The organism is Microcoleus sp. Aus8_D2, assembly GCF_036702665.1.
Lineage (GTDB): Bacteria > Cyanobacteriota > Cyanobacteriia > Cyanobacteriales > Microcoleaceae > Microcoleus.
In genome coordinates this window covers 88940-112681 of sequence record NZ_JAUBUN010000009.1, presented here as the reverse complement: position 1 = coordinate 112681, position 23742 = coordinate 88940, and the positions used below count along the sequence as shown (strand labels likewise).

The following is a 23742-nucleotide window of genomic DNA, read 5'->3' as shown; positions in this document are numbered from 1 at the left end:
ATTTGAACCCACGTTAGAGTTACCCCTAAAGTAGATTTCGAGTCTACCTATTCTATGGCGCCGACCCTTGCCTGACAATGGTTCTACAAACTGTAAGTCAAATAAGTGCTGTTTATATACCATTTTCATATATAGCGGTTCTCAAAAACATGAGGATAGCCCTATGCCCTATGCCCATAGCCCATAGCCCATAGCCCATAGCCCATAGCCCTATGCCCTATGCCCTATGCCCTATGCCCTATGCCCTATGCCCGACATACCTCACCTTTTTGAGAAAGGCTATACCATTCTTGGGTAGAATTAATCTCAAGTTGGAGAGGTAAGTATGTACTCAGCGGCAAATTCTGAGTTTCGGTGGCTGAATATCCAGGTGCAGCGACACCAAGTAAGGCCCTACGGGAGCAGCGCGCTTGCATCAGAAACTCGGGCGATCGACTATCGGACTCGGTTCTGATGAATTTACAGCCCTGGTGCTGGCCCGCAAACTCGACGGCGAGATACAGCGACTTGTTGACGGTACTGAAACAATCGATTTGGAGTATCTGCGAACTTTTGTTGGGGAATTAAAACCGCTGCTGGCTAGCAGCAATCAAGCTTCTCTGCGTATAGTTCGCAAAGACGAACTTTCACTCTTGTGGAAAAAGTATGTGGACTTTCACCAATCGCTAGGTGCGTGGGAACAAACCTACATCAACAATGAAATCACCCATGTTTCTAGACTGCTAGAAAAATGTCCGTTTAAGCGACTAGAGGACAAGTCTGAGATTCTTCAGTGGATACTTGATGACCCAAAACGCTCTGCTGCTACCTCGAAAAAACGGTTCATGCACTTAACTGCGGCAGTTGACTGGAACAGCAAGCAGGGTAATATACCTCGCAAGTGGGGCATCGAATATCGCGATGTTTTGGGGTCAGTCAAAATCAACGGCAAGAAAAAAGAGAAGAAAGAGATTGATGTGTACGCGGTTGATGAAGTTTACCGCATCCTAAATGCTATTAAAGATGATACCCATTCTCGGTTTAAGGGCAAGCACAGCCAATATTACAGGTACGTTTACTTTCTTTGGTTGACAGGTTGCCGTCCCAGTGAGGCAATCGCTCTTAAGTGGAATAACGTCAATATTGCGAAAAGAATCATAACTTTTTTCCAGACGCAGGTACTAACTTCTGGCGGTAAGATTGTTTCAAAAAAAGGCACTAAGACGGAGCTGGTGCGAACTTTTCCAGTCAATCAAGAGTTACAAATTTTGCTTGAATCCATCCCGCATCGAGAAGGTTTTGTGTTTACTAATGAGATGGGAAAACAAGTCAGTCAGGCTGCTTTAAATGTTATTTGGAAAACATTACTCAAGAATCTTGAGATGCGATATCGCATTCCATATAATTTGAGGCACACGATGATTTCGTACCACGCTAATAATGACTTTCCAATTCAAAAGCTGGCTAAGCTTGTGGGGAATTCGCCGGAATTTATTATGCAGCACTATTTGCATTTCGATATTGAGCGGATTAGTTTACCGGGTGTATTGCGGGAGTCTGATCTGGGCTGAATGTTGTGTTTTCTGTGACCCGCTATTTGGGTTGTGAGGCAAAACAAAACTTTACAACCTCTCTGGTGACAGATGGCTGTGAAACTGCGATCGTGAGTAACTAAGGAAGATTGATGCGCGGTAATGCGGTGTAACCAGCACCACACTAACCACGACTTCCCCAAACGTTCACCATAACGGTTTGGAGCCAATAAATTATGACACTTTCAAACGATTGTCCCTGCGGACGATCGCAACTCTTTACGTTTGAGACAGGGGTTAGCCATGACTAAACCCGCTGTCAACTTCCGTCGCATTGACCAACTCAAAGCAGTCGCCTTTGACCTCGGCTTCACCAACGAAGACGCCCGCAAATTCGGCAAACTCAGTAAAACCGACACGTGGCAAAAACTGTTTAGAGCACACGGGATTAGCGGTGATTCCTTTCTTGCAAAAATCAACGACTCTTCGAGTTGTAACCCTGTAGACATAGCCATAAACGGAACTGTAGACAGCCATAAACCTATTAACTTCCTAGAGTGGGTTGAGTTTTCTCAACTCATCGCGTTGACCTTTGCCTCAGTGGGACTGTTTATGCTGCTGACTTCTTTGTGGCCGCACAATCCCCTCAAATTCCTACCATCCCCCATCCGCATCACCATTCAAATAGGACAAAAATAATGAGCCTACAACTGCGACTGTTCGGCCCAAAAGCTGCTGCTGGAAACGAAGGCCGCTACCAATGAAGGCAGCCACGCGATCGACAAATCCAAAGTGCTCTCATCAACCGCCCCCGGTGTCATCACCCCCAACAACCCTGGTAATTTTGGCTCAGTCCGCACAGTCCCTGTTTGGCCCGAACCGCGTTACTTTGACCGCGAAGAAGCCGATCGCCTTAAGGAGTTAGCAACGCCAGAAAACCGACGGCGCGCGTCAGTCCAAACGAGCCTACAAAGCGATCGGCAAGATTGAAGAAGCTGACAAAACAGTCCACAAAGCACACCGCCAGTACGAAGGAACAGTCGCCGAAAATGAACTCGGCAAGAAGCGCGCAGATACTGGTTTGGCAAAAAAACTGCACGGACTCCGACCGGGTTATGCCCGCTTGGGACTGGGCATTGACAAAGCCGACAGCGATGCCCGCACCCGCATTGACGCCATCAAAGCCAAGCTGACTGGGGATAACGGCTGATGAAAGCGATGTATCTGGTTAACTATTTTGTTGCCGGGTGCATCGCTTCCTCCCTTCTGGGATGGATAGCGAGTTTGCATCCAATGGCAATCAGGGCGATCGCTTTTTTATTGGCAGCAGTCGCAGTCGTTTGGGTGATGTGCTGGCTGTTGGACTACTCCCTGGGCCAACTCCTGAAAATCTCAGTCACCCAGTTGCAGGCACTTTTGGTCAGCAGTTTGGCTGTGCTGTTGATAGGTTTGGGGGTGTTTGTATGCACCTAAAAATGTTTGTCTTAAGCGCGTCAGCAGTAGCGCTGTGGCTAGCTCCTTTGAGCGCGCTTGATAAAAAAGTCAGTTGGCACAAAGCAGTCCAAGGCGTGAGTTTGTGTGCGGGGATTGAAGAGTGCCCTGAAGGCTGGTAGTATCGCTCACAAACTGTCTGAAGACGCGGAAATCGAGGTGATTAAGGAGCGGGCTATCACGGCTGACGTGATTGATGAAATTTCAACATCAGCTGACATTTCGCAGCAACAAAGGCAGCAGGAAGCAGAACTTATGCTGGCTTCCCCTGGACTTGACGTGGAAGCTGGACGTAAATCGCTAGAAGCCATGTACGAAAACGACTTACAAGATGGCGCTTCCCCGAACGACAATCCAGATTACCTAGTTTACTTGGAAGTTTGTAAGTCAATGTCAGCGGGTAAGTCCATCACCTGGATTGTTGAGAATGTCCTCAAAATGGGCGGGCGTAAATTCGCAGATGGTAAAGCCAAACTAGAAACAATTTTGCAGCAGTTTGAAAGGGAGCAAAAATGACAAATATTTCACTAGCAGCGATGCGCTTGACAGGGACTAAATCGGAGATTGGAGCTACCTTATCCGTCTTGGGAGGTTTCGGTTTCACTTGGAAAAATAACGGTCAGTATTACCCCCAAAGGAATGAGGTGAATAACTTCGCTTTTTATCTGTACGACTTGCAGGTATCGCGAACTGAGCCCTGGTGACATGGTGTTGGGAGGCAAAAAGCGACAACCAAACAAATCTTGATGTAAAATTCAAGACAAGCAATCATTCCTAGCCCCTGCAAGGGGTGGCCCTAAAAACAAGGGTGCTCTAGGTTATCTGTTAAGACCAAATAGGCAATTGGTGGAGTCCCAGGCTGTGGCGACGCAGCTTAATCTATAGGCGGCTCTCGGCCGTTAAGACCGAGAAAAAGCTTTGGAATCAGAAAGAGTAGGCGCAAGATGTTCGGCTTGAGTGGGTTTTTGAAATATCCTTAAGTCAATTTCTGCGGGAATCTTTCCAAAGTAGAGTCATGCGGGAGGGCGGATCTAGGCAGAGTCCGGGAAACTGGCAGCTACGCGGGCTGCGCGTACCAAGGATGCAACACACCAATTTACAAACCCTAAGCTGAAGAACCCATTGGTACGGGGAAACTGGCTTTTTTCACCATGCTTTTTTTGGTGAACAAGAGCTAGGTTCCAAATTTTAGCTATATCTCAAAACCCACAAACACCAAAAAACCGCTGCCTTCGATTGGAACCGGAACAACAGCTTTTTGGAATCATCCCCAGCTTTAGGTTGGGATAATTGTCATGTCTGTATCTAATGATAGCAGCAATAACTCCTCATTCCCAGCATCAACTTTTGTCAGCCAAAAACACCTCACCGAGTGGGTAGAAGGCTCAGCAGTCAGTGAAGCGATCGCCCGTCTCAGTATCGAGTCGCTGACCGCCACCGAACTCAACGAACGCATCCAGCCTAAAGACCCCATCAAAGATGGTGGTTGGTGGTGTCGCGGTGTCAACTGGCGGACGGGCGCGAAAATGGGCAACCGCTACGGGCAAAGCAAACCGGACAAACCTCATCACCCAGAAGGCTCTAAGCCACGCAAATACCTGACAGCTAGCGGTGTGGAAGCAGACGCGATATTTTTGCCAATGCCAGATAAAGACTACTGGCTCAAGACTCACAGCGACACATCTATTCCCCGCCATTGGACAGAAGGAGTCAAAAAAGCCGGGGCCGGGTTGAGTATAGGCTTAGCCACTATTGCGGTCACAGGTGTCTGGAATTGGGGCAAAAACGGAAAGCTGGCAGAGTTCGTAGAGCAATGGGCGCAACCTGGAACCACCCATTACATAAATTTCGATTCAGACTATGCGGTTAAACCAGAATGCTATGCAGGCATTTTGAAGTTTGCCTATTTGCTGGCAGAGCGCGGTTGTCAAGTACACATCACGGTTTGGGTCACGAAATTCAAAGGCATGGACGATTTCATAAAAGCCCATGGTGCAAATGCTTTTAAAGAAGCCGTGGCGAACGCACCAACCCTAGCAGACTGGGAGCAACAGGTTAAAAAAAGCGATTGTAAAAACAACCTAGTCGCACATCCCAAATTTGAACCGCAACCACTAGCCACACTACCTACTGAAATCGACCAACTGCTAACCCAAGATTTAAAGCAATCGGAGTTGAAAATCCAAGTCCTGGAACTATCCCAAAAACTCAAGGTGACAAAGAAGGAAATCTGGAACCTTTACAAGACAAGGGAAGAGGAACCAGAGCAAGCGGAAGCTCAAGAAGACACTGCTACCGAAGTCGCCAGACTGCTAGCTTCCAAGTCTGCTAGCTTAAAAATTTCTGAAATCCTGCCAGAAACCTTAGCTGAACCGATCGAAAGGTTGGCAAAAATCTTAAACCTCAGACCAGAATGCTACCTGATGGCGCTGCTTGTTCAAAGTGGCAGTTTGCTAAAAGTCGGGACTAGTACGATGGTTTGCGAAAGATCCAACAAATGGGAAAGCAGCCCTAATTACTTTGGGGTCATAGTTGCCGAAAGCCCGCAGAAAAAATCACCAATCATGCGCGCCATAATCAATCAACCGATGGAGAAACTACTCGACAGAAGCAAGCGAGAGTACGAAGCCGCCCAAGCAGCCTACGAACAGGAATTGGCGGAATGGAACAGCAAAGATGGTAATCCGAAACCCAAGCCTCCAGCCCAAAAAGTCTACGCTTTTACAGATGCAACACTCGAAGGAATCGCCAACCAGGCTCACAGAATGCCAGAGCAGGGGCTGCTGTGGGTGTGCGACGAGCTTGCCGGAGCTTTTAAATCCGCCAACCAATACCGAGGAGGACGCGGCGGTGACGAAGAAAAAATATTGGAATATTGGAATCACGGCAGAAGTACCACGTTACGCGCAAGCGGCCTGACCGCAGACACGAGAGTCAACCTGTCAATTTTTGGCGCTATCCAACCAAAGGTATTGGCTGGCTTTCTAGGGGACGGTTCCGACAACAACGGCAAATTTGCACGGTTTGACTTCATCCAGCAACCGCTAGCAGCCACCAAACTTCGCGAGGCTTCTGGATTTGTTGACTTAACCCCCATGCTGACTTCACTCTACGAAAAACTAGACTCGTTACCTCCGACAAAATTTGCACTAGACCCGACAGCAGGAAAGTTATTTGAGGAGTTTAACGACTACTGCGAGGAAGAAAGAATCTCTCACCCAAAACAGGGCATGAGAGCAATGTGGGGCAAAGCGCCTGAGAAGGTCGGCAAGTTGGTAACAATCCTTCACTGCATTTATGCCAAACATCTCTCCATCGAACTGTCCAAAACCATTTCCGCTGACACCGTGCGGACTGCTATCAAGTTTGTGAAATTTACGATCGACCAAGCTTTGAGCTTGAATTTAGAAGCTTGCGGGCCAAATTCCCTCGCTCCCAACTTAGCAAAGATTGTCCTACTGGCAGAGCGTAAAGGCGGAACTGTCTCGATTAACGATTGTCGGCGGTCTTTTGAGTCTAAAAACAGACCAACTACCCAACAGATGCGGGAATGGTTCGGAGAATTGGCCGCCATGCAATACGGGAAAGTGGTCGCAGAAGGAAAAAGCATTTTTTTCACCATCTCCTCCTCCACTTTCTCCTCCTCCACTACTCCACCTCCACTTGATCCACTTTTAGGCTCTAAGGCTGATACAGAAAAGGTTTCAGTCCTCCACTCTTCCACTCCACTTCCTCCACTTTCTCCACTTTGGCCAACTCCAATAGTGGAGAAAGTGGAGGAAAGTGGAGGGTGGCTCCACTCTCTTAAACCTTTAGTAGGTAATGATTTCAGGAGAAAGTGGAGGAAGTGGAGCAACCTTCGCAAGCGACTTTTAAAAATGGTACAAAACCAGAAAAACCGCCAAATGTCGAGTTTGCTCATGAGCAAAAACCACAAAAAGCTACCCGAACCTTTGAGATGAACGATCGGGTTGTAGTCGCAGCGCCTGATAGCGGCATATACAAAGGTGCTCGGGGCAAGGTTGTCAGTGTTTGTTACACTCGCGACAGGCAAGAGTTGACAGTGCAATTTGACAAAACCGTGAGAGGTATCGCAAGTGGGAGTTTTCCTGCCAGCGAATTGATGAAATTGTAGCTAGGCAGCAACGGTGGGGTGATTTTGTACAAAGTCGCCCCCACTATTAGAAGCAAGCGATAATTGGTCTAGTATCTTACTGACGAAAAATAATCAATATGGAGCAGTTACTGACAGTACCTTTGGCAGAACTGCCCTTGCTGGGTAGTAAGAAGCAAATCGGCAAATATTTAGCCAATTTAAAATTAATGTATTGTGTCTGGGAGGAAGACGACAAATACTATCCTCTTAAATCTGGCTTAATCCGTAACCCACTAAGGTGTGATATAGATTACAAATTGCAATCAGAAAAAAGTGATAACAATTCTGATGAATTCGCTTACTACTTGACTAATGTTGGGTACATTCCGCCTCAAGTGTTTCGAGAGGACGAGATGCAACTCCACTTTTGGGACTCACTATTGCGAGTTTGTGCCATTGTAATTGATTAAGAAAGTGACGGTGTAGGCAGTCACCGTTTCCATAAAAGGATAGCCAAACCATTGACATCCGTTTCCATAAATGATTAGTAACATACTGAGTAACAGGTGTACCAACAGTATGTTACTCAGTGTTTTTTATATTGATAAGTGTGTTACTTGTTGGGTGGTATGTTAAATCAGTATTGTACTCACCAGGAAGTAACATACTATGGCAACAGACAAGAAACATATCGCTGTATACCTCGACAGAGCCGTAGAGGATGCGCTGACTGAATTCTGTACCGCTAACGGTATGGAGTCTAAGAAAGGGCCGATGTATTCGGCGGCAGTGAATAAAGCGCTGGCACAGTTTTTCGGAATAGACAGTACCACACCAGATAACAGACCTAGTACCACACCCGATCGCAGACCTAGTACCACACCCGATCGCAGACCTAGTACCACACCCGATCGCAGACCTAGTACCACACCAGATACTAAAGTAGCTCAACGCTTGGCTGAACTCGAAAATCAGTTGTCTGAGCGGTTTGGAAAGATTGAGGAACGCTTGGGAAAATTGAGGGTAGCCAGTGACGCACCTGCTGAATCACTCAGGCCGGACATTGCAGAAATTGAAGCTTTACGTCAGAGCCTAGGAAAATGCGACGGACTGGTCAAGTTGAGGAATCAAGAAATCTCAGCGCTAAATTGTCGGCTGGCCCTGAGAGATGAAACGATCGCAGAGTTGGGCGAACAAATCGACAGACTAGAGTCCTCGCTTGCCAGTCGTGAACCAACTCAACTCAAAACCTCAGTGGCGATCGGAACCGATTTGTCAAAAGTAGAAGCCGCCGACGTGCTCAACCAGTTGAAAGCGCGGCGCAAAAAGTCCAAAGCAGACTTGGCAGACGTAGAGACGCTCTTGGAAATACTTAGCTCAGAGAGTTAACCCCTGTCTACCGAGGGGATGGCTGGATACCACCTGTCCAAGATAAGCAGTGTTGTGCAATTGTTGTGCATTTGTCTTGCACAACAATTGCACAACAAACGCACAACAAATAAGGTTTGAGCCGCTCTCTCCCCGGCGGTAGAAAACGGCTCAAAGCATGGATGCTATTAGGTTTTGTTAACGGGTACGGCAGGACTTGAACCTGCGGCTCGCTGCTTAGAAGGCAGCTACTCTATCCAACTGAGTTACGCACCCAACTCAAAAAATCGTCAACAATATCATTGTATCGGTGGAGTGTGCGATCGAGCAAGTAAATATTTTATGACTTACCCAGAAACGGGTTTGATGTACAAAAATAGGGCGTAGAGCCTCATGGCTCGGGGGTAAAAAACCAAGGTGATCAGAGCGCCCGTGCGTCCTGGAGTTTATGTCACACAAGCTGGAGGGACTCACGGGCAAACAGCACAGTTGTAAATTGACAATCAAAACCAGGTAGGACTTGAACTAGAGTCAGGTATTTAGAGGTGGAGCTCAAACCCAAATATTTTGTCGATCGCATATCTCCAGAAATTAAGTCCGCACTCAGACAGTACCAGAGTTTGACTCGATCGCCCCATACTTGACTAAAGTTACTCACAGCTATCGATCGCCAGAGTCTTGACAGGTTAGTGATTATCTGGTATAATTACCAGGGTGCATAGCGCACATCTCAAAATATTCACAGAAAGTAAAGCACAGTAGATGCAAAAATGACGGGTCTGCAACGCTGGTCGATCGGGATACCACGATTCGTTAAATTGGGTAAGAATCATGGTTGAACAAGGGCTAAAAGCTTCACAAGCAATAGTTATAAGACCGCCCCTAGGGGGCTGCTGGGCCAGAATCTACGCCGGCCCACAATTCGGAGCCGGCTCCTGGAGGTTGAGAGAGGAAGCAGAACCTCTGGAATTACTTGTAGTTGAATCGTGAAACGCGAGATAAGTTTAGCCAAGTTTTGTATAGGACTTGAGCCACAGTGACTAATTTCCTGATATTTATTTATATTTCCTAATATTCTGCTCGACTTGATATTTGAGAAAAATGTGGTAGAACTAGGATTGAAAGACTCAGGTGAAAATCCCTGATGGTTGGGGAGCCTATACAAGCTTCCTCTACGGCATCAAAGCAAAATAGTCAATCGCCCGATCGGCACGACCTCGAAAATCAAGCGTTGCCAGTACAGCAGTCGTAAGTTGTGCGCGGGGGAATTTCCTTCGTGCATTAGTTCATATGACATGGTTGAGAGACAATCTCAGCTTAGACATTTGTTAGCATTTGTTAGCAAAAAAGTATCGGAACGCTTGAGGAGGACAATCCTGCTAATTTAAGTGGACTCGTTGAATCAAGCATCCCCAAGCCTAAAAGCCTGGGGAGCTTCAAAAGCACAGCACCTCGGCCATGACAGGAGTCAAATCGCAGTGTCATGTTTATTCTGAAACGGCAGGATGTTGAAATAACCAATTTTCAACACCCAAAACGGGATCAACAAATTCCCATTCTCAATTATCAGGGGCAGACTTTTCGCCTGATCAGCGCCTTCAACGGCAAGCAAGCAGAAGACGCCAGAGCCTTGTGGCGGGATTTAACCGACAACCGAGGCAAAGCCTGCGTTCTGCTAGAAGAGCCGGATAGATATAGCGTCTGGGGAAAAGTTCGTTTAGATCAGCTTGCCAGTGAAGAACCGGCAGGTACAGAATCCGCTAAACCACCGCTGTTCGCGCAGGGTTGTCTGCTGCTCCTCCAAGCTGTTTACTTTGATGTAGAAGACCTTTTAGGCGCAAGGCAAGCCGCATCGTTTCAGAAAGATATCGCCAAGGTATTTCAGCAGGGAAACTTCCCCCAGGCAGACTCCGCTGATGCGCTCAAAAATTGGCTGACCGTTAGTCCCTTGCAAAATCATAAGGTGCCCCCTTGGCAAGAGCAACATCTCAAGACCTTATTGCAAGAACTCTACCGTTTGGGCAAATCATATTTTGGCAATACCGACTTCGCTGAGGGAGTGAGCGATGTGCTGCAAGATATGCCAGCACAGGATCGCACTCAGTTTCTAGATTGGCTGAAACAATCAGCCCTCAACAAGTTGTGGATCGCAGCATAGAAAATCTTTGACAATTGCTCAGACAATTGGGCCCAGATAATCGAGCTGAGATCATTGCACTGTAGGGGGTAAGGGTCACGTTCAAGATCCGAAATGAAAATACCGCGCCGCGAAGATTAAAGATGAGGGTTTAAGAATTTTAAAACTCTCGTTGTGCAGCCCGTAGCTTACTGGCGATCGGCCTGTGGATGGTATCGGATTGCCAACCGTATCAAGCAGTTCGAGAACCCCAAAACTATTTAATGTCTGGTTTTTCCAGATCGATCGGGTTTTGGGTAAGTTGTTGAGAGCGGATATACAGGTTAGATTGCCAACTTGTATGGAGGGACAAAATTGTTGAGTCGGTTTGGGGGGCAGCTACAGTCTGGCAATTTAACTAAATTTCGCTCGCAGTCCCCACCCACAATCATTGATATGAGTGGGGGAGTGCGCAACCCAAAACAACAGAGACAGCAACATTTGAGGATATGATTTCAGAGGTAGATTTGGTACTGTCAAAGCCTTAAGGGTGAAGACATAGACCGTATTTCTATCATCTATTATTTCCGGGCCAAAGATCGACTAACGACTAATTCCTTGAATTAGTAAATAGATATTATTCTTCCTTAGTCTTTCTAGAGTGTAGGAGGGCAACCGTCCCGACAACACGCTGAGGACGCCAGTGTTTCGGGGAGCGTCAGATCAAGGTTCTTTGGCGAAAGAATCCTCATCGAAAATCAAAAATTGAGATGGGGTGGGTTCAACCGCTAGTTAGGTATCGTGAAATCCCTATGAGTAGCACTTCAGAAAAGTCATCTACATCTACATCTTTACTATCAGCTCAGACCCTAGTGATTGTGGGCATTGTCTGGGCTGTCATGGCGCTGCTGTTCTTTTTGCTGTTCAGCGTCCCCCTTTCACAAGATGATGGTTTACCGCCTTGGTACTCGATCGGCACTTATATTTTTGAATGCGGGGCATACCTCGGAGCGGCTTTAGTCTGTTTGAGAAACTGGAAAAGCCCCCACATGGCGAGCGGGCGCAACGTCTGGCTGGGCATTGGTTTGGGGATGCTCTTCTATTTTATCGCCGGCGTGCTGTTCGGGATTTGGGAACTCTATTTCGAGTTAGACCCGGACGTTTCCCCAGCAGATGCGTTTTATCTGGGCAGCTATGTGGTGCTGATCGGAGGCATGGTGGTAGCTGTGACTTCCAAGCGGCTGAATCTAGAAATTTGGCAGTGGGGTTTGTTAGCCGGAATTGCAGCCTTTGGGATTGCTGTAGCTATCTGGGTTGCTGCACCTGACTCTTGGAGGGCACAGCTAGGAATGGCTCCGGCAGCAACCCAGGAAGTTGTTACAGGAGAGGCACCAGCAAAGGGTGGCAAAGGAAAAGCACCTGCTGTGGACAATTCGTCCCAGTCAAAGGCAAAAGGAGCGGCCGCGACTGCTGCTCAACCTGCACCGGAAGAAGAATCAGCAGAGGCAACTCATACTCCCGCATGGGTGATGGCACTTGACAAGCAACTATCACCTTACGCCTATGCAATCAATTTGTTTTACATCGTCGGGGACGTTTTTCTGCTGATTATTGCTACTGCGCTGCTGCTGGCGTTTTGGGGAGGACGTTTTTCCCAATCTTGGAGAATGATTGCGGCTGCAACTTTTTCGCTTTACATCGCAGATATGTACTTCAAATGGCGCGATACTCAGGCTGAGGGTAGTTATCAAAGCGGCAGTTTGCTGGAAGTCTTTTTTGTTTTCAGTGGCATACTGTTCGGAATTGGAGCTGTCTTGGAACATGACATCTCAACCCGTTCTCGCCAGAGCAGGCGGACTCGTCGCACCGCATAGCGATTTGAGATTGGGGTTGGTTCGGCAAGGGATGGGAAGGCGAAAGCTTTGAGAGCCCTTGCCGGCATCTCTCAACTTCTAATCGACAAGGAAAAATTACAGTTCGCCGATCGCACGGAAGTGCGTCTTTTCACCATAAAACGAGCGGGAAGCCCTAGGCTTCAGACATAGGGAGGAACGTGACAGGCGGTTGAAACCGCCGTGAATATTCTGGGATATCGATCGTTTCTGTTATATAATTAGACAAATAATTTGTGAGTTTTTCTAAGCTGTGGCACAAGTCCTGACAATAGTTTGCAAGCTTAAACCTACATCTGAACAAGCCATCGAAATTGAGGCACTGCTTCAGGCGTTTGCGGATGCTTGCAACTATGCGAATCAGACCGTTAAGCCATCGATAGCCAGCCAAACCACAATCCAGACTCAGACCTATCAGCAATTGCGTTCTCAGTTCAAATTGAGTGCTAAGGGAGCGGTTAGAATCTGCGCCAGAGTAGGAGCTTGTCGGAAGACAGCAAAGGGTAAGGGCAAGCCTGTTAAAGCTTTTGCTCCTACCAGTGCCGATTACGATGCCCGCATTTTCTCGTTCCGCGAGCCGGACTGGAAGATTAGTTTGACGCTGCTGAATGGGCGTGAACATATTAAGCTTGATGTGGGTAACTACCAGAGAGGCAAACTCTCTGGCAGAGTGCCAACCAGTGCCAACCAGTGCAAACACAGAGATGAACGGTATTACATCCACATTCAGCTCAAAGATAAAGCGCCTGAGCCTATCCAATCTGACAAAGTGATTGGCGTGGACTTTGGGCGCAGAGATATTGCAGTAACATCCATTGGGGATAAATGGGATGGAAAGCAGATAACAGACGTTAGAGACAAATTTGCTAGGGTGAGAGCATCGCTCCAAGAAAAAGCCTCGAAAGGCACAAGGTCTGCTCGTCGCAGGGCGAGACAAATCTGGAAACGGCTGTCGGGACGTGAGCGACGCTATCAAACCTGGTTGAACCACAACATCAGTAAATTGATTGTCCTGTCTGCCCTTCAACATCATGCCATCATTGCAATTGAAGACTTGACGGGCATCAGAGAACGCACCAAGGGGCAACCTAGAAACAAGACTGAACGCAGGCGCTCTCAAAGTTGGGCATTCTTCCAACTGCGATTGTTTGTGAGCTACAAAGCCGTGAAGTATGGGGTGGAAGTGATTGCTGATGAAAATGCTTCAAAGATGATTTCAATCGTGGGAGCGGTATTTGTAAACCCGCTCGGAGGTTCGGTGTTGTCTTGCTATCTTGCAGACCACATCAGGGCTACAGAAAGCCCCCGGCTTTTAGCCGTGGGGTAGTTTACGTCTTTTTGCTGGAAAACTTGGCATGACGCCCACAAAACTGTCCGATTCAGACAAACGGGAACTCCTGCGGCTGTACCGACAGTCGGACGAGAATACTATCACTCTGGCCAAGCGCTACGGAGTGAGCAGTTCGACAGTGAGGCGCATCCTTCAGGGCGCTTTGTCGGAGCCGGAATACGAATTTCTCGTCCAGCAAAAACAAAAGCGTTTGTCCGATCGTCGCAGCACCGTTTCTGAACCGACAGAGGCGGCTGCCTCGGCGGTGGCTGGCGAAACCGCCGCTGTAGATACTCCCCTGTCTGAGTCAGTCCCCGTCGCGCCGTCAGCCCCCAATTCGAGGCCGACGATCCGAAAACGTTCTGTATCAGCGGCCCAACCAGTTGCGGATCTCGAAATTCGAGGAACTGAGTCGGATTTGGATGTTTCTGATGTGCCAGATGCTTTATCCGCCAATCTTGCTCCTCGCAGCGACAGCGCTGCTGTGACTGGGGAATTACAGTCAATGCTCGCTGGTGAAGATTTTAGCGATTTCGACGCAGATGAGGATGACGATGAGGACGAGGACGAGGATGAGGATGAGGATGATTTAGATGACGACTTCGACGAAGATTTAGACGATGAAGACTCTCTGTTTGAAGCGAGTCTGCTGGGTTCGATGTCGCGGGAGTCGATCCTCTTCGAGGGCTTCGCTAACGAGCTTAGGGCGACAGGGCCGATTCAAGTTTTGCCTTTAAGCGAAGCATCTCTGCCGAAAATTTGCTATTTAGTAGTCGATCGGGCGGCAGAATTAATCACTAGACCTCTGAAAGCATTTGGGGAACTCGGTCAAATTCCGGCGGCGGAATTTCGCGAAAAAACCCTACCAGTGTTTGACAATCACCGAGTAGCCCGCCGATTTGCTACTCGCAATCAAAGAGTTTTCAAGATTCCTGACGGCAGGCTGCTGCAAAAAGCGGCGCCTTACTTGCTAGCCAAGGGAATTACTCGGCTGCTGATTGACGGTCAGGTTTATGCCATCTAAGGTTTGAAAAATTAACTTAATATTCTACGGTGTCCGAGTCTTCGGGATTTGCTTGAAATTTGGGACGCGAGTCTGGGGTATCTGACAGGTTCCACAGCGGTTGCAACAGCGCACCGCCGATCAGTCCCGCACTAATGCTCATTGCCAATACTAATCCTACGGGAATTTGTATGGATTTAAACAAGATAAAGCTTAAGGCTACTGGGGCGGCGTTCTGCACTGAGATTATGCCGATCGCGCTGACTAAAATTGCTAGTAAAAAACTAATGGCGAGCAGAGGAATTGTTTTCATAAAAGGCTTGACAAGCTAACAATTTAACTGATATTATTAATTCATAATAAAAGTTTTATAATGCAAATCCGTGCCAAAATAATATTTTTGCAACCATCCGATTATAAAATAAATATATAATAAAAAGCTGGTAAAAGTCAAGCAGGTACGAAAAAAAAATCGATTTTTCAAGATTTTTCAAAATAAAAAAAATAAAATTACAAGTCCCAAATTTTAACAAGTCCAACTGTACAGCACGTAAATAATTGGCTGCCATCTAAACTAAGTTGAAGGATGTTAACGTTACCTTGATGTTGGTAATTTAACGTTGATTGATTTTCAAGATCCCATAATATCACAGTGCCATCCGTGGCAGCAGAAGCCAGGATTAGTTTGTGGGGATGAAATGCGATCGCCGAAATATCTCTATTGCCATGTTCTAAGCAAAGTGGTATTGGTTCTTTCTCTTCACGCCACCACCACAATTTAATTGTGCCGTCACTTTTATTCGCACTGGCGATTATCTGGTCATTATAACTAAATTCTCAAAAATCCAGAATGAATGAATGGTTAAATGTATTGAGCAACATTCCATCTGAGAGTCTGCGGATCTGAATGCAGCCATAATCGTCACCGGCGGCGGCAAATTTTCCATCTCGACTGAAAGCAACTGCGTAAGTCCAACCTAGAAAACCAGAAAAACACTTGATTTGCTCTCCAGATTTTAGGTTCCACAACCGGGTTCCACCATAGTCGGGGGCGGATAGTAAATACTGACCGTTTAAACTAAAAGCGATGTCATTTATGCAAGAACCGCCATCTAGGGTCTGTATTAATCGTGCTGTTTTGACTTCCCGCAAGGTGATTGTACCCTGGAAGTTGCCGATCGCGATTGTTTGACTGTCCGCACTGAAAGCGATTTTGGTGACTTCGCCGTGGGTGTCTTCAAGTTCAGACACCAAGCTAAAACTGTGCTGGGAAATATCCCAGAGTTGAATCCGAGGTGCGGTTGCTTGGGGACAAGTGTCGGTACTGGCGATGGTTTGAGTGTCTGGGGCGATCGCGCGAATGAGTATCTGTCTATTGTTGAATTCCAAGGAGCGATCGCTCATAAAAGCTTGAATAGCAAAAACGATCGAGTGAAAGAATAATATCATGTCCGATCGCCCGCAGGTGAGGACAAGATAGATTCGCGCGGTTGCGAATCGCAGAGGCAGATTCGCGATCGCCCGCGCAACCATTTTGTGCTAAGCAGATATCCTAAACAGAGAGGAAATCTCCAGGGGCGATCGAGTTGGGAGCAACGCCAGTCAAGGAAGCTAAAACTTCGCCGCTGCTGGTGACGCTAATTAATGTGGCGTTAGTTCCAGCGGAAATCGATAGCTGTCCGAAGGTTAAACCGTTAATTAATTGCACGGTATCCTGACCTTTGGTGAAATCAGAGATGGTATCAATTCCCAACCCCGCACCTAAAACAAAGACATCATTGCCCACGCCACCGATGAGAATATCGTTGCCCAAGCCCCCGTTGAGGGTGTCAAAACCTTTGCCGCCAGTGAGAACATCGCTGCCGTCGGCGCCATTGAGAATGTCGTTACCTCGCAAACCGGCGATCGTGTCATCGCCCTCAAAACCGCTGATGTTATCGCTGCCGGGAGTGCCTGTCAGGTTGTCGTTGCCTGGAGTGCCGTTGATGGCGTTTGGAAGGTTATTGGTGCTGCTCGGAGTGCTTGCTAAGTCAGCAACGAATACGTCCAAGAGATAATTGGTATCCCCCGGCACCAGGTTGATGGCAGTAGATGCAAACGCCACAAACCTCCCATCGGCGGATATGGAGGGACGAAGGAAGATGCCGAGAGCCCGATCGCCGGCTGAGTCAACTGAGACGCGGGTGGTGGTGTTGGCGATCGTATCGCGCACCAAAATGTCGCTGTTATTAAAGTTAGGGTTCTCCGGCATGAATTCGTTGACATTAGATGCAAACGCCACAAACCTCCCGTCGGCTGAGATCGAGAGAGCGATCGAGCCGATGTTCCTTTGATTGCCGGCGGAGTCAACTGAAACGCGGGTGGTGGTATTGGTTAATAAGTTTCGCACGAACACGTCGGAGGTATTGTTAGTGTCCCCCGGCACGAAGTTGGTGGCATCAGATAGAAAGGCCACTTTCTGCCCGTCGGCTGAGATGGACGGGTGGTAGGAAGACTTGTTCCCCTGATTGCCGGCTGAGTCAACTGAAACAAGGGTGGTGGTATTTGTTGACAAGTCGCGCACGAAGATGTCGGCTTGATTGTTAGTGTCCCCCGGCACGAGGTTGGAAGCCAAAGATAGAAATGCCACTTTCTGCCCGTCGGCTGAGATGGACGGGTGGTAGGAATAGCCGAGAGCCCGATCGCCGCTGGAGCTGACTGAGACGAGGGTGGTGGCATTGGTGAGCCTGTCGCGCACGAAGATGTCGCCTTCATTGTTGGTGTCTCCCGGCACGAGGTTGGTGGCACTAGATGTAAACGCCACAAACCGCCCGTCGGCTGAGAGGGAGGGGCTGTGGGAATAGCCGAGAGCCCGATCGCCGGCTGAGTCAACTGAGACGAGGGTAGTGGTATTGGTTGACAAGTCGCGCACGAAGATGTCGGCTGGATTGTTAGTGTCCCCCGGCACGAGGTTGGTGGCACTAGATGTAAACGCCACAAACCTCCCGTCGGCTGAGATCGATGGAAAGTTGGAGAATTCGATCGCCTGCGGGGCCGGCGGAGTCTACAGAAACGCGGGTGGTGGTGTTGGTTGATAAGTCGCGCACGAAGATGTCACGACTATTGTTAGTGTCCCCCGGCACGAGGTTGGTGGCAATAGAATTAAACGCCACAAACCGCCCGTCGGCGGAGATGGACTGGCCGAAGGAGGAGCCAAGAGACTGATTGCCTGCTGAGTCTACAGAAACGCGAGTAATTGTCATAAATCCTCACACTAAAAATACCTGTTTTGTAAATTGACAGGAATTCGATCGATCGGGCTCCCAGAGCTTCCCAGAAGACAGATTAGCGGGGTTGTAGGGCGATCGACTAATGTTTCGGAATAGTTGCTGCTTGTTGTTTCTAGACTGTTATCCCATTTGGGTTTGCCGTAGTCGTCAAAATATACTCAACTTGAGCCGGAGTTAGAGTCGGATTGGCACTCAAAATTAAAGCCGCAACACCCGCTACGTGAGGCGTCGCCATCGATGTGCCGCTGTAGGTTTCATAGGTGTTATAGGGAGTTGTAGAATAGATATCTACTCCCGGAGCAACTACGTAATTCAAAACTTGGGAACCCGCGCGATTTGAGTATTCATTCATCCTACCATTTATATCAATTCCTCCTACAGCAATTCCGAAGCGATCGGCATCTCTAGCCGGATATCCTGGTTGGTTAGAACCATCATTTCCTGCTGCTATGACGACAAAAACTCCTTTGTCTGTTGCGTACTGAATTGCAGCATCAACGGTTTGAGACCCAATTTCATGTCCCAAGCTGAGGTTAATAATATTAGCTCCATTATCAGCAGCATAGCGGATTCCAGCAGCGATATCGTTAAGTTTTCCGTAACCCGAGGAATCCAAAACTCTCACAGGCATAATCTTTGCATTGTAAGCAACTCCTGTAATGCCAAAATTATTTCGTTCGCCCGCTATTACACCTGCTACGTGAGTCCCGTGACCGTAGATAAACTCATCCATCGGGTTGCGATCGTTAGACGCAAAATCCCAACCCCTGACATCATCTATATATCCGTTGCGATCGTCGTCAATACCGTTGTTGGGAATTTCACCTGCATTCTGCCAAATATTGTCGTCCAAATCGGGATGCGTGTAGTCAACTCCGCTATCGACCACAGCGACTACGATCCCATTTCCAGTAATTCCTTGATTCCAAACTTCCGGCGCATTTATGATGTCTCTCCCCCAATTATTCCCACCCAAATCAGGAACTGCTGGGAAGAGAGTTGGACGGTTCAGCGTGCGGGAAACTGCTGCATTTGCATCCAGTAAACCGTATCCGTAACTGCTGCTAAAACCAGTACCAGGCGTTGCAGAAAGAGTCAGGTTGTAATTTGTTGAGCCATTCCAGAAGCTAGAGACTCTGACATAGTAAGTCCCTGGATTTAGACCTAAAAAATTAATGTTTTCTGGTGTGCTGTCGTAGTTAATAGACCTGCCAATAATTTCACTCCACTCAAATATACCGTTACGGTTATTATCTTGAATCAGATGTAAGTCAGCATCCCCTGTCAAACCGTCGAGACGCAAGTTTAAATCGCTATTGGTGTTCAGAGTAAATTTGTAAAAATCTTCGTCATCGCCAACTCCGACAAAATCGCTTAAGTTGATGCGGCCGTTTTCAACGCCCACCACATTTCGAGCAGTGGCTAAGGTGTTGTCTGGATATGATAAATTTAACTGAGAGGCCGTTCTCGTTCCTGTTAGCGGATCTGTGCCCTCTGCGAGAGTGTCTGAGTTGAGTTTTTCGGGAGTAGCAGGCGTACCGCTGGCGACTTGATTCTGGGCCCAGAAATTGAGGCTGTCGCTGGCTTCTGGTGCTAGAAAATCTGCTATTTGTTGTTGGGCGATCGGGCTGGCTGTCAAAGGATACCCGTCCGGGCCGTTGCTGGGGACGCTACCACTAAATTGACTGGGTGCCGTGAAAAAATTAAGCTGACCGCTGTTACCAAAGGTGGTTAATGCGGCTGTTAGCTGCTGTTGGCGATCGCTTCCAAGTATACCGAAGGTACTTTCCATAAGATTAAGTCTGATAATTTTAGATTCACTTTGGTTTTGGAAAACATACTTGATTTGAAAGTAATTAACATTATTACAGAGGCAAGATGATACGTCAATTCATAAATTCATTGCTTTAATTCATAAAAGTCATAACCCTAATGTCATAAAAGTCATATTTTGAATCATTGGGGAGAATCACCTTAGTAAGATTGGTTCGATAGTGGGAAATTCAGTCCTGGGATGGATGCGGACTTGCATTCCGAACGATCAAACCTTTTTTATTTCTGGTGTTTGACGGCACATCATTTTCTGCTGTTTTGGGATGGATGCGGACTAAAGTCCTCACTACAAACCTTTTTTATTTCTGGTGTTTGACGGGACGTTATTTGACGCAGTTTCAAGCTGAAGCTGTTGTTTTTTCGTCAAAACCATCGCTATGTGCTTTTCGTAATAGGCGGCTTCGTTAATGAATACAGGGAAAACTGTAGATTCTCCTTGATAGGGAAAAATTTCTCCGGTAAATGTGAGAAACATTGGTTCACCGGGATGTAAGGGTTCATAGTCTTTGAATTGAAGTTGTGGATGGATTGTGGCTTGTATTTCACCTACGGAATTTCTGGGGTAGTCTACGGAAACGATCGCCTGATATGCAGTTAAATGTGATGCTATAACTAGCGGATTGCTCCGATTTGTGGCATCGAGATAGTTCAAAATGGCGTAAACCAGCATTTCGGTTTGCTGAAACAGATTGGCGTTGACGACTCCTTGGGCGATTGGCCCAACTTCTATGGTGCAACCGCAAGCAGATAGCGATCGCAACATTGGCGCATCCTCACCATCCTCCTCTCGGAAAAACACTCGAACTGAGCGATCGAGTTCGCTTAAATAAGCTAATAATTGCAAATTGAATGGATGTTTGCTAGATGGTAAAATTGTCAACCCCATGTTGGCGGTTGTGCTGTGCAAGTCGATAATGAAATCAGCCCCACGATCGTATTTAGGACTTAGTTGGGCCCAGATTTCCTTAGCGCGCGTGTCCTCGTAACTCGTCAAGTCTGGGTTAGCTAAATCTGCGCGGCCAAAGCAACGGTTCAAATCGCGATCGACATAACGCCGATTCATCTCCACCGCTTTGGGGTTGGCTAATAAGGCAACTGTCTCAAAGGTCGATCGTTTCAGCAAATCTGGGAATTCTTGAAACTTCTTAACCAGATAAACTCCTGTTAGCTCATTTCCATGGGTTCCTCCCACAATTGCAACTCGTCGAATTACGTGCGACATCATGAATAATCCTCATTGAGCAATACTTTAATTGGTAATGATCGGCAGATTTTTTTCACTACTACTTGTTTCAAAATAAATATTTGCCAAATGTCAAATACTTGTTTTTATCTAAAATTAGACTAAAAAAGTATGGCAATATCTACCCAATAATAGCTATGCTAATTATTATTAATGAAATTTAAAAATTCAAATCTCAAATGGTATAACTTATGGAACTTAGACATCTCCGTTATTTCATTGCAGTGGCAGACGAGCAGAGCTTTAGCCGCGCAGCAGAGCGATTGCACATGGCACAACCGCCCCTAAGTCACCAAATTAAAGATTTGGAGAAGGAGTTGGGTGTGCAATTATTCGATCGCAAAAGTCACCCAATTCAGCTAACCCCAGCAGGACAAGCGTTTTTAGAAGAATCTCGCACAACCCTAGCGCAGTTAGAACAAGCAGTACAGAAAACCCAGCGCATTCATCAGGGTGAATTGGGCTATTTGACTGTGGGTTTTACGAGTTCGATCGCGAATGGTGTCTTTCCAGAGATGCTGCGAACGTTTCGTCAGCGATATCCAGAGGTAGAATTGATTTTGCAGGAAGAACATAGTGCTTCCCTAATTCAAAGATTGCGCGATCGGCAAACTGATATCATTTTTCTGTATCTCTACCACGAGATTTCTGAAGACAATGATTTAGAAACGATGTCTATCACGCAAGAACCACTTGTCGCCGTTTTACCCAAAAATCATCCGCTAGCAGCCAAATCCCTAATTTCGCTTGCCGACGTAAAAGATGAAGAATTTGTCATGCCCCTGCATCAGGTTGTGGCTGGCTTGTCCGAACAAATTTATCATCTATGTTCGCAAGCAGGATTTGTGCCGAAAGTTGTTCAAACAGCCGTCTTTATGGTGACTATTTTGGGGCTAGTTGCTGGGGAAACTGGTATCAGTATTCTGCCATCTCATGTGTTAAATATTCAACGGGAAGGAGTGGTATATCGTCCGATTCAGGAACCAACGGCAACTACTCACTTAACTGCGGTTTGGCGGCAGAATGATTCATCGACCATTTTGCAGCAATTCATCGATATCATTAAAAGCCAGTGAGTTATTTAAATCCAATTTTCCTCTCAATTCACTCATCTTAAATTTAACCAATCTTGGATTTCTTGAACTAACCAAGTCGCCTCAATCTCTTTCAAACCCTGCGCTAAGACATGATAATCAGTTCCTGTATGTTTGCCTGAAAGCATCTTGATTGCATATCCCGTAACCGTCTCGCATATAAAAACACCCAAAATCTCAGACTTTTCTCCCGTTTGTCGGAGGCAAGTCCTGCCAAATATCTGATATTTTAGTTCAAACTTGTTGCGGTAAAATGTCAATTGATTACCATTACCCAAACATTTAAGGAACACCCACATTATACTTGCAGAACTTACTAAGTTTAGGATCGATAGTTCAAATGATAATAATAGTAGAATCATCCATCCGAATGTTCCTGAAATAACTATTCCTACAAAAGCAGCAGAGATGAAAGACATTCGGACTAAGCGAGCTGGAATTTTAATGTTTAACTCCGTCGCTGATTTGCTCACTTCAATGCGACTGTGGGGCGGTTTAGGAATTTTCCTAATATTAGCAATCCGATCGTCAGCCCTTTTTATATTTCCCGATTTCAAAGCTGCTAAAGCATCTCTAGCCTTGCTGAAACGTTTTTCTAAACCGATTTCCGTCATCTGCTCAATCCAGTTTACCAAACTGGGATTCACACTCACGCGATCGCTAAAATGAATCCGAGAATCTTTCTGTGGCAAATCCGCAGGAGTCGTCCCCGTTAATAAATGAATTAAAGTACCTCCCAAAGCATACAAATCCGAAGCTGGAACCGCCCGCCCCCAAAACTGTTCTAACGGTGCATAGCCACTCGTTCCTACAACTGTAAACGTTACACCTGTCACCGCAGCTTGAGCTTGTACGGCGCCAAAATCTACTAGATAAATGTGCTTGTCATCACCCCAAATTAAATTACTCGGCTTAATATCTCGGTGCAAAACAGGTGGACTCAATTCATGCAAATAAATTAAAATTTCCAGCACTTCAATGGAAATTTGTCGTACTTTTTTCTCGGAAAATCTCTGACCTTGTTCTAACAATTCCTGAAGTGAAAACCCTGGGATATAATCTTGCACTAATCCAAACCAAGGCAATCCCGCTCCTGCTTCCCGCTCCAGGGAAAAATAATCTCGATAGCAAGGAATGCGGGGATGATTTAGCGCCTGCAAAACTTGTGCTTCTCTTTCAAAGAGCTTGAGTTCTTCCCAGTGCATTTCCGGGCTAAAAGCTAACATTTTTAGCGTCACCTGTTCTTGAGACTCTAAATCTACTGCTAGCCAAGTTTGATGACCGGCTGCTGTGCGGCCTAAACGCTGTTGCAATTGATAACGTTCTTGTAAAATTTTTCCTGGCTCTAACATAGCCTTGCCCTCTTTTTGATTTTACGAAATTGCCTTAACTATTAAATTGACTATTTTCTCGATAGTCAGAATTAGGGTGCCCCGGAAGCATGATATTTTCGCGAATAACGGACAATTTTAAAACTGACTCACCACGGAATAGAT

Annotated in this window: 24 protein-coding genes, 1 tRNA gene and 1 pseudogene; 15 read left to right on the top strand and 11 right to left on the bottom strand. The window is 46.8% G+C overall.

The genetic code is table 11. The features are described 5' to 3' along the window. The first annotated feature begins 410 nt into the window (after window positions 1-410). The 10 genes from QUB64_RS09825 to QUB64_RS09780 all read left to right on the top strand — a co-directional run bounded on the left by QUB64_RS09825 (window position 411) and on the right by QUB64_RS09780 (window position 8487). The gene (locus tag QUB64_RS09825) at window positions 411-1550 is read left to right on the top strand and encodes a site-specific integrase (RefSeq protein ID WP_333267954.1); all 1140 of its coding nucleotides are present in this window, start codon (window positions 411-413) and stop codon (window positions 1548-1550) included. 264 nt (window positions 1551-1814) lie between these two features. Then, on the top strand, window positions 1815-2210 hold the full coding sequence (locus QUB64_RS09820; protein ID WP_333267956.1) for a hypothetical protein: 396 nt from the start codon (window positions 1815-1817) through the stop codon (window positions 2208-2210). Window positions 2211-2303: 93 nt separating this feature from the next. After that, a complete protein-coding gene (locus QUB64_RS09815; protein ID WP_333267958.1) occupies window positions 2304-2501 on the top strand; it encodes a hypothetical protein in 198 nt (65 codons plus the stop codon). Between the two features lie 91 nt (window positions 2502-2592). Next, window positions 2593-2721: a hypothetical protein gene (locus QUB64_RS09810; RefSeq protein WP_333267960.1), complete on the top strand. Its 129-nt coding sequence runs from the start codon at window positions 2593-2595 to the stop codon at window positions 2719-2721. 61 nt (window positions 2722-2782) lie between these two features. Then, a complete protein-coding gene (locus QUB64_RS09805; protein WP_333267962.1) occupies window positions 2783-3124 on the top strand; it encodes a hypothetical protein in 342 nt (113 codons plus the stop codon). Further along, on the top strand, window positions 3099-3518 hold the full coding sequence (locus QUB64_RS09800) for a hypothetical protein (RefSeq protein WP_333267964.1): 420 nt from the start codon (window positions 3099-3101) through the stop codon (window positions 3516-3518). The genes QUB64_RS09805 and QUB64_RS09800 overlap by 26 nt, the downstream gene beginning before the upstream one ends. After that, window positions 3515-3706, top strand: a complete 192-nt coding sequence (locus QUB64_RS09795; protein ID WP_333267967.1) for a hypothetical protein — start codon at window positions 3515-3517, stop codon at window positions 3704-3706. The genes QUB64_RS09800 and QUB64_RS09795 overlap by 4 nt, the downstream gene beginning before the upstream one ends. A gap of 591 nt (window positions 3707-4297) precedes the next feature. Further along, a complete protein-coding gene (locus QUB64_RS09790; protein WP_333267969.1) occupies window positions 4298-6964 on the top strand; it encodes a DUF3987 domain-containing protein in 2667 nt (888 codons plus the stop codon). Window positions 6965-7235: 271 nt separating this feature from the next. Continuing rightward, window positions 7236-7568 carry a hypothetical protein gene (locus QUB64_RS09785; RefSeq protein WP_333267971.1) on the top strand — a complete coding sequence of 111 codons (333 nt, stop codon included), beginning with the start codon at window positions 7236-7238 and terminating at the stop codon, window positions 7566-7568. Window positions 7569-7767: 199 nt separating this feature from the next. Then, window positions 7768-8487, top strand: a complete 720-nt coding sequence (locus tag QUB64_RS09780; protein ID WP_333267972.1) for a hypothetical protein — start codon at window positions 7768-7770, stop codon at window positions 8485-8487. 181 nt (window positions 8488-8668) lie between these two features. Here the strand turns inward: QUB64_RS09780 and QUB64_RS09775 are convergent. Further along, window positions 8669-8742: transfer RNA gene (locus QUB64_RS09775), tRNA-Arg, on the bottom strand. A gap of 175 nt (window positions 8743-8917) precedes the next feature. Beyond that, window positions 8918-9124 carry a hypothetical protein gene (locus tag QUB64_RS09770; protein ID WP_333267974.1) on the bottom strand — a complete coding sequence of 69 codons (207 nt, stop codon included), beginning with the start codon at window positions 9122-9124 and terminating at the stop codon, window positions 8918-8920. 825 nt (window positions 9125-9949) lie between these two features. On the opposite strand from QUB64_RS09770, the gene QUB64_RS09765 reads away from it, so the two are divergent. From QUB64_RS09765 to QUB64_RS09750, 4 genes are all read left to right on the top strand, one after another. Further along, complete coding sequence (locus tag QUB64_RS09765) at window positions 9950-10624, top strand: Npun_F0813 family protein (RefSeq protein WP_333267976.1); 675 nt, start codon at window positions 9950-9952, stop codon at window positions 10622-10624. A 770-nt stretch (window positions 10625-11394) separates the two neighbouring features. Then, window positions 11395-12456, top strand: a complete 1062-nt coding sequence (locus QUB64_RS09760; protein WP_333267978.1) for a hypothetical protein — start codon at window positions 11395-11397, stop codon at window positions 12454-12456. Window positions 12457-12727: 271 nt separating this feature from the next. Continuing rightward, window positions 12728-13801, top strand: a complete 1074-nt coding sequence (locus QUB64_RS09755; RefSeq protein ID WP_333267980.1) for a transposase — start codon at window positions 12728-12730, stop codon at window positions 13799-13801. A 28-nt stretch (window positions 13802-13829) separates the two neighbouring features. Further along, on the top strand, window positions 13830-14828 hold the full coding sequence (locus QUB64_RS09750; RefSeq protein WP_333267982.1) for a hypothetical protein: 999 nt from the start codon (window positions 13830-13832) through the stop codon (window positions 14826-14828). Between the two features lie 16 nt (window positions 14829-14844). On the opposite strand, the gene QUB64_RS09745 is transcribed toward QUB64_RS09750, so the two are convergent. The 8 genes and pseudogenes from QUB64_RS09745 to QUB64_RS09720 all read right to left on the bottom strand — a co-directional run bounded on the left by QUB64_RS09745 (window position 14845) and on the right by QUB64_RS09720 (window position 21131). Then, entirely contained in the window at window positions 14845-15120 is a 276-nt protein-coding gene (locus QUB64_RS09745; RefSeq protein ID WP_333267984.1) for a LapA family protein, read from the bottom strand. 197 nt (window positions 15121-15317) lie between these two features. Further along, window positions 15318-15584, bottom strand: a complete 267-nt coding sequence (locus tag QUB64_RS32945; RefSeq protein ID WP_369124801.1) for a hypothetical protein — start codon at window positions 15582-15584, stop codon at window positions 15318-15320. Then, window positions 15582-15638: pseudogene (locus QUB64_RS32940) on the bottom strand (hypothetical protein); the annotation flags it as partial. The pseudogene QUB64_RS32940 and the gene QUB64_RS32945, both read right to left, overlap by 3 nt. Window positions 15639-15644: 6 nt before the next feature. Further along, window positions 15645-16256, bottom strand: coding sequence for a WD40 repeat domain-containing protein (locus QUB64_RS09740; RefSeq protein WP_333267986.1), 612 nt, complete (start codon window positions 16254-16256; stop codon window positions 15645-15647). 103 nt (window positions 16257-16359) lie between these two features. Beyond that, entirely contained in the window at window positions 16360-17784 is a 1425-nt protein-coding gene (locus tag QUB64_RS09735) for a calcium-binding protein (RefSeq protein ID WP_333267988.1), read from the bottom strand. Beyond that, entirely contained in the window at window positions 17768-18049 is a 282-nt protein-coding gene (locus QUB64_RS09730) for a hypothetical protein (protein ID WP_333267990.1), read from the bottom strand. Before QUB64_RS09730 ends, QUB64_RS09735 begins: the two co-directional genes overlap by 17 nt. 139 nt (window positions 18050-18188) lie before the next feature. Further along, window positions 18189-19868 carry a S8 family serine peptidase gene (locus QUB64_RS09725; protein ID WP_333267992.1) on the bottom strand — a complete coding sequence of 560 codons (1680 nt, stop codon included), beginning with the start codon at window positions 19866-19868 and terminating at the stop codon, window positions 18189-18191. A gap of 327 nt (window positions 19869-20195) precedes the next feature. Then, a complete protein-coding gene (locus QUB64_RS09720; protein WP_333394040.1) occupies window positions 20196-21131 on the bottom strand; it encodes an aspartoacylase in 936 nt (311 codons plus the stop codon). Window positions 21132-21343: 212 nt separating this feature from the next. On the opposite strand from QUB64_RS09720, the gene QUB64_RS09715 reads away from it, so the two are divergent. Then, complete coding sequence (locus QUB64_RS09715) at window positions 21344-22228, top strand: LysR family transcriptional regulator (protein ID WP_333267996.1); 885 nt, start codon at window positions 21344-21346, stop codon at window positions 22226-22228. 32 nt (window positions 22229-22260) lie between these two features. On the opposite strand, the gene QUB64_RS09710 is transcribed toward QUB64_RS09715, so the two are convergent. Continuing rightward, complete coding sequence (locus tag QUB64_RS09710) at window positions 22261-23598, bottom strand: serine/threonine protein kinase (protein ID WP_333267998.1); 1338 nt, start codon at window positions 23596-23598, stop codon at window positions 22261-22263. Between the last annotated feature and the right edge of the window lie 144 nt (window positions 23599-23742).

What these genes read in the sequence shown, in the direction of transcription:
- QUB64_RS09820 (WP_333267956.1), top strand. Translation starts at nt 1,815, where the DNA reads ATGACTAAACCCGCTGTCAACTTCCGTCGCATTGACCAACTCAAAGCA.
- QUB64_RS09805 (WP_333267962.1), top strand. Translation starts at nt 2,783, where the DNA reads ATGGATAGCGAGTTTGCATCCAATGGCAATCAGGGCGATCGCTTTTTT.
- QUB64_RS09795 (WP_333267967.1), top strand. Translation starts at nt 3,515, where the DNA reads ATGACAAATATTTCACTAGCAGCGATGCGCTTGACAGGGACTAAATCG.
- QUB64_RS09790 (WP_333267969.1), top strand. Translation starts at nt 4,298, where the DNA reads ATGTCTGTATCTAATGATAGCAGCAATAACTCCTCATTCCCAGCATCA.
- QUB64_RS09785 (WP_333267971.1), top strand. Translation starts at nt 7,236, where the DNA reads ATGGAGCAGTTACTGACAGTACCTTTGGCAGAACTGCCCTTGCTGGGT.
- QUB64_RS09780 (WP_333267972.1), top strand. Translation starts at nt 7,768, where the DNA reads ATGGCAACAGACAAGAAACATATCGCTGTATACCTCGACAGAGCCGTA.
- QUB64_RS09765 (WP_333267976.1), top strand. Translation starts at nt 9,950, where the DNA reads ATGTTTATTCTGAAACGGCAGGATGTTGAAATAACCAATTTTCAACAC.
- QUB64_RS09760 (WP_333267978.1), top strand. Translation starts at nt 11,395, where the DNA reads ATGAGTAGCACTTCAGAAAAGTCATCTACATCTACATCTTTACTATCA.
- QUB64_RS09750 (WP_333267982.1), top strand. Translation starts at nt 13,830, where the DNA reads ATGACGCCCACAAAACTGTCCGATTCAGACAAACGGGAACTCCTGCGG.
- QUB64_RS09745 (WP_333267984.1), bottom strand. Translation starts at nt 15,120, where the DNA reads ATGAAAACAATTCCTCTGCTCGCCATTAGTTTTTTACTAGCAATTTTA.
- QUB64_RS09740 (WP_333267986.1), bottom strand. Translation starts at nt 16,256, where the DNA reads ATGATATTATTCTTTCACTCGATCGTTTTTGCTATTCAAGCTTTTATG.
- QUB64_RS09730 (WP_333267990.1), bottom strand. Translation starts at nt 18,049, where the DNA reads ATGACAATTACTCGCGTTTCTGTAGACTCAGCAGGCAATCAGTCTCTT.
- QUB64_RS09725 (WP_333267992.1), bottom strand. Translation starts at nt 19,868, where the DNA reads ATGGAAAGTACCTTCGGTATACTTGGAAGCGATCGCCAACAGCAGCTA.
- QUB64_RS09720 (WP_333394040.1), bottom strand. Translation starts at nt 21,131, where the DNA reads ATGTCGCACGTAATTCGACGAGTTGCAATTGTGGGAGGAACCCATGGA.
- QUB64_RS09715 (WP_333267996.1), top strand. Translation starts at nt 21,344, where the DNA reads ATGGAACTTAGACATCTCCGTTATTTCATTGCAGTGGCAGACGAGCAG.
- QUB64_RS09710 (WP_333267998.1), bottom strand. Translation starts at nt 23,598, where the DNA reads ATGTTAGAGCCAGGAAAAATTTTACAAGAACGTTATCAATTGCAACAG.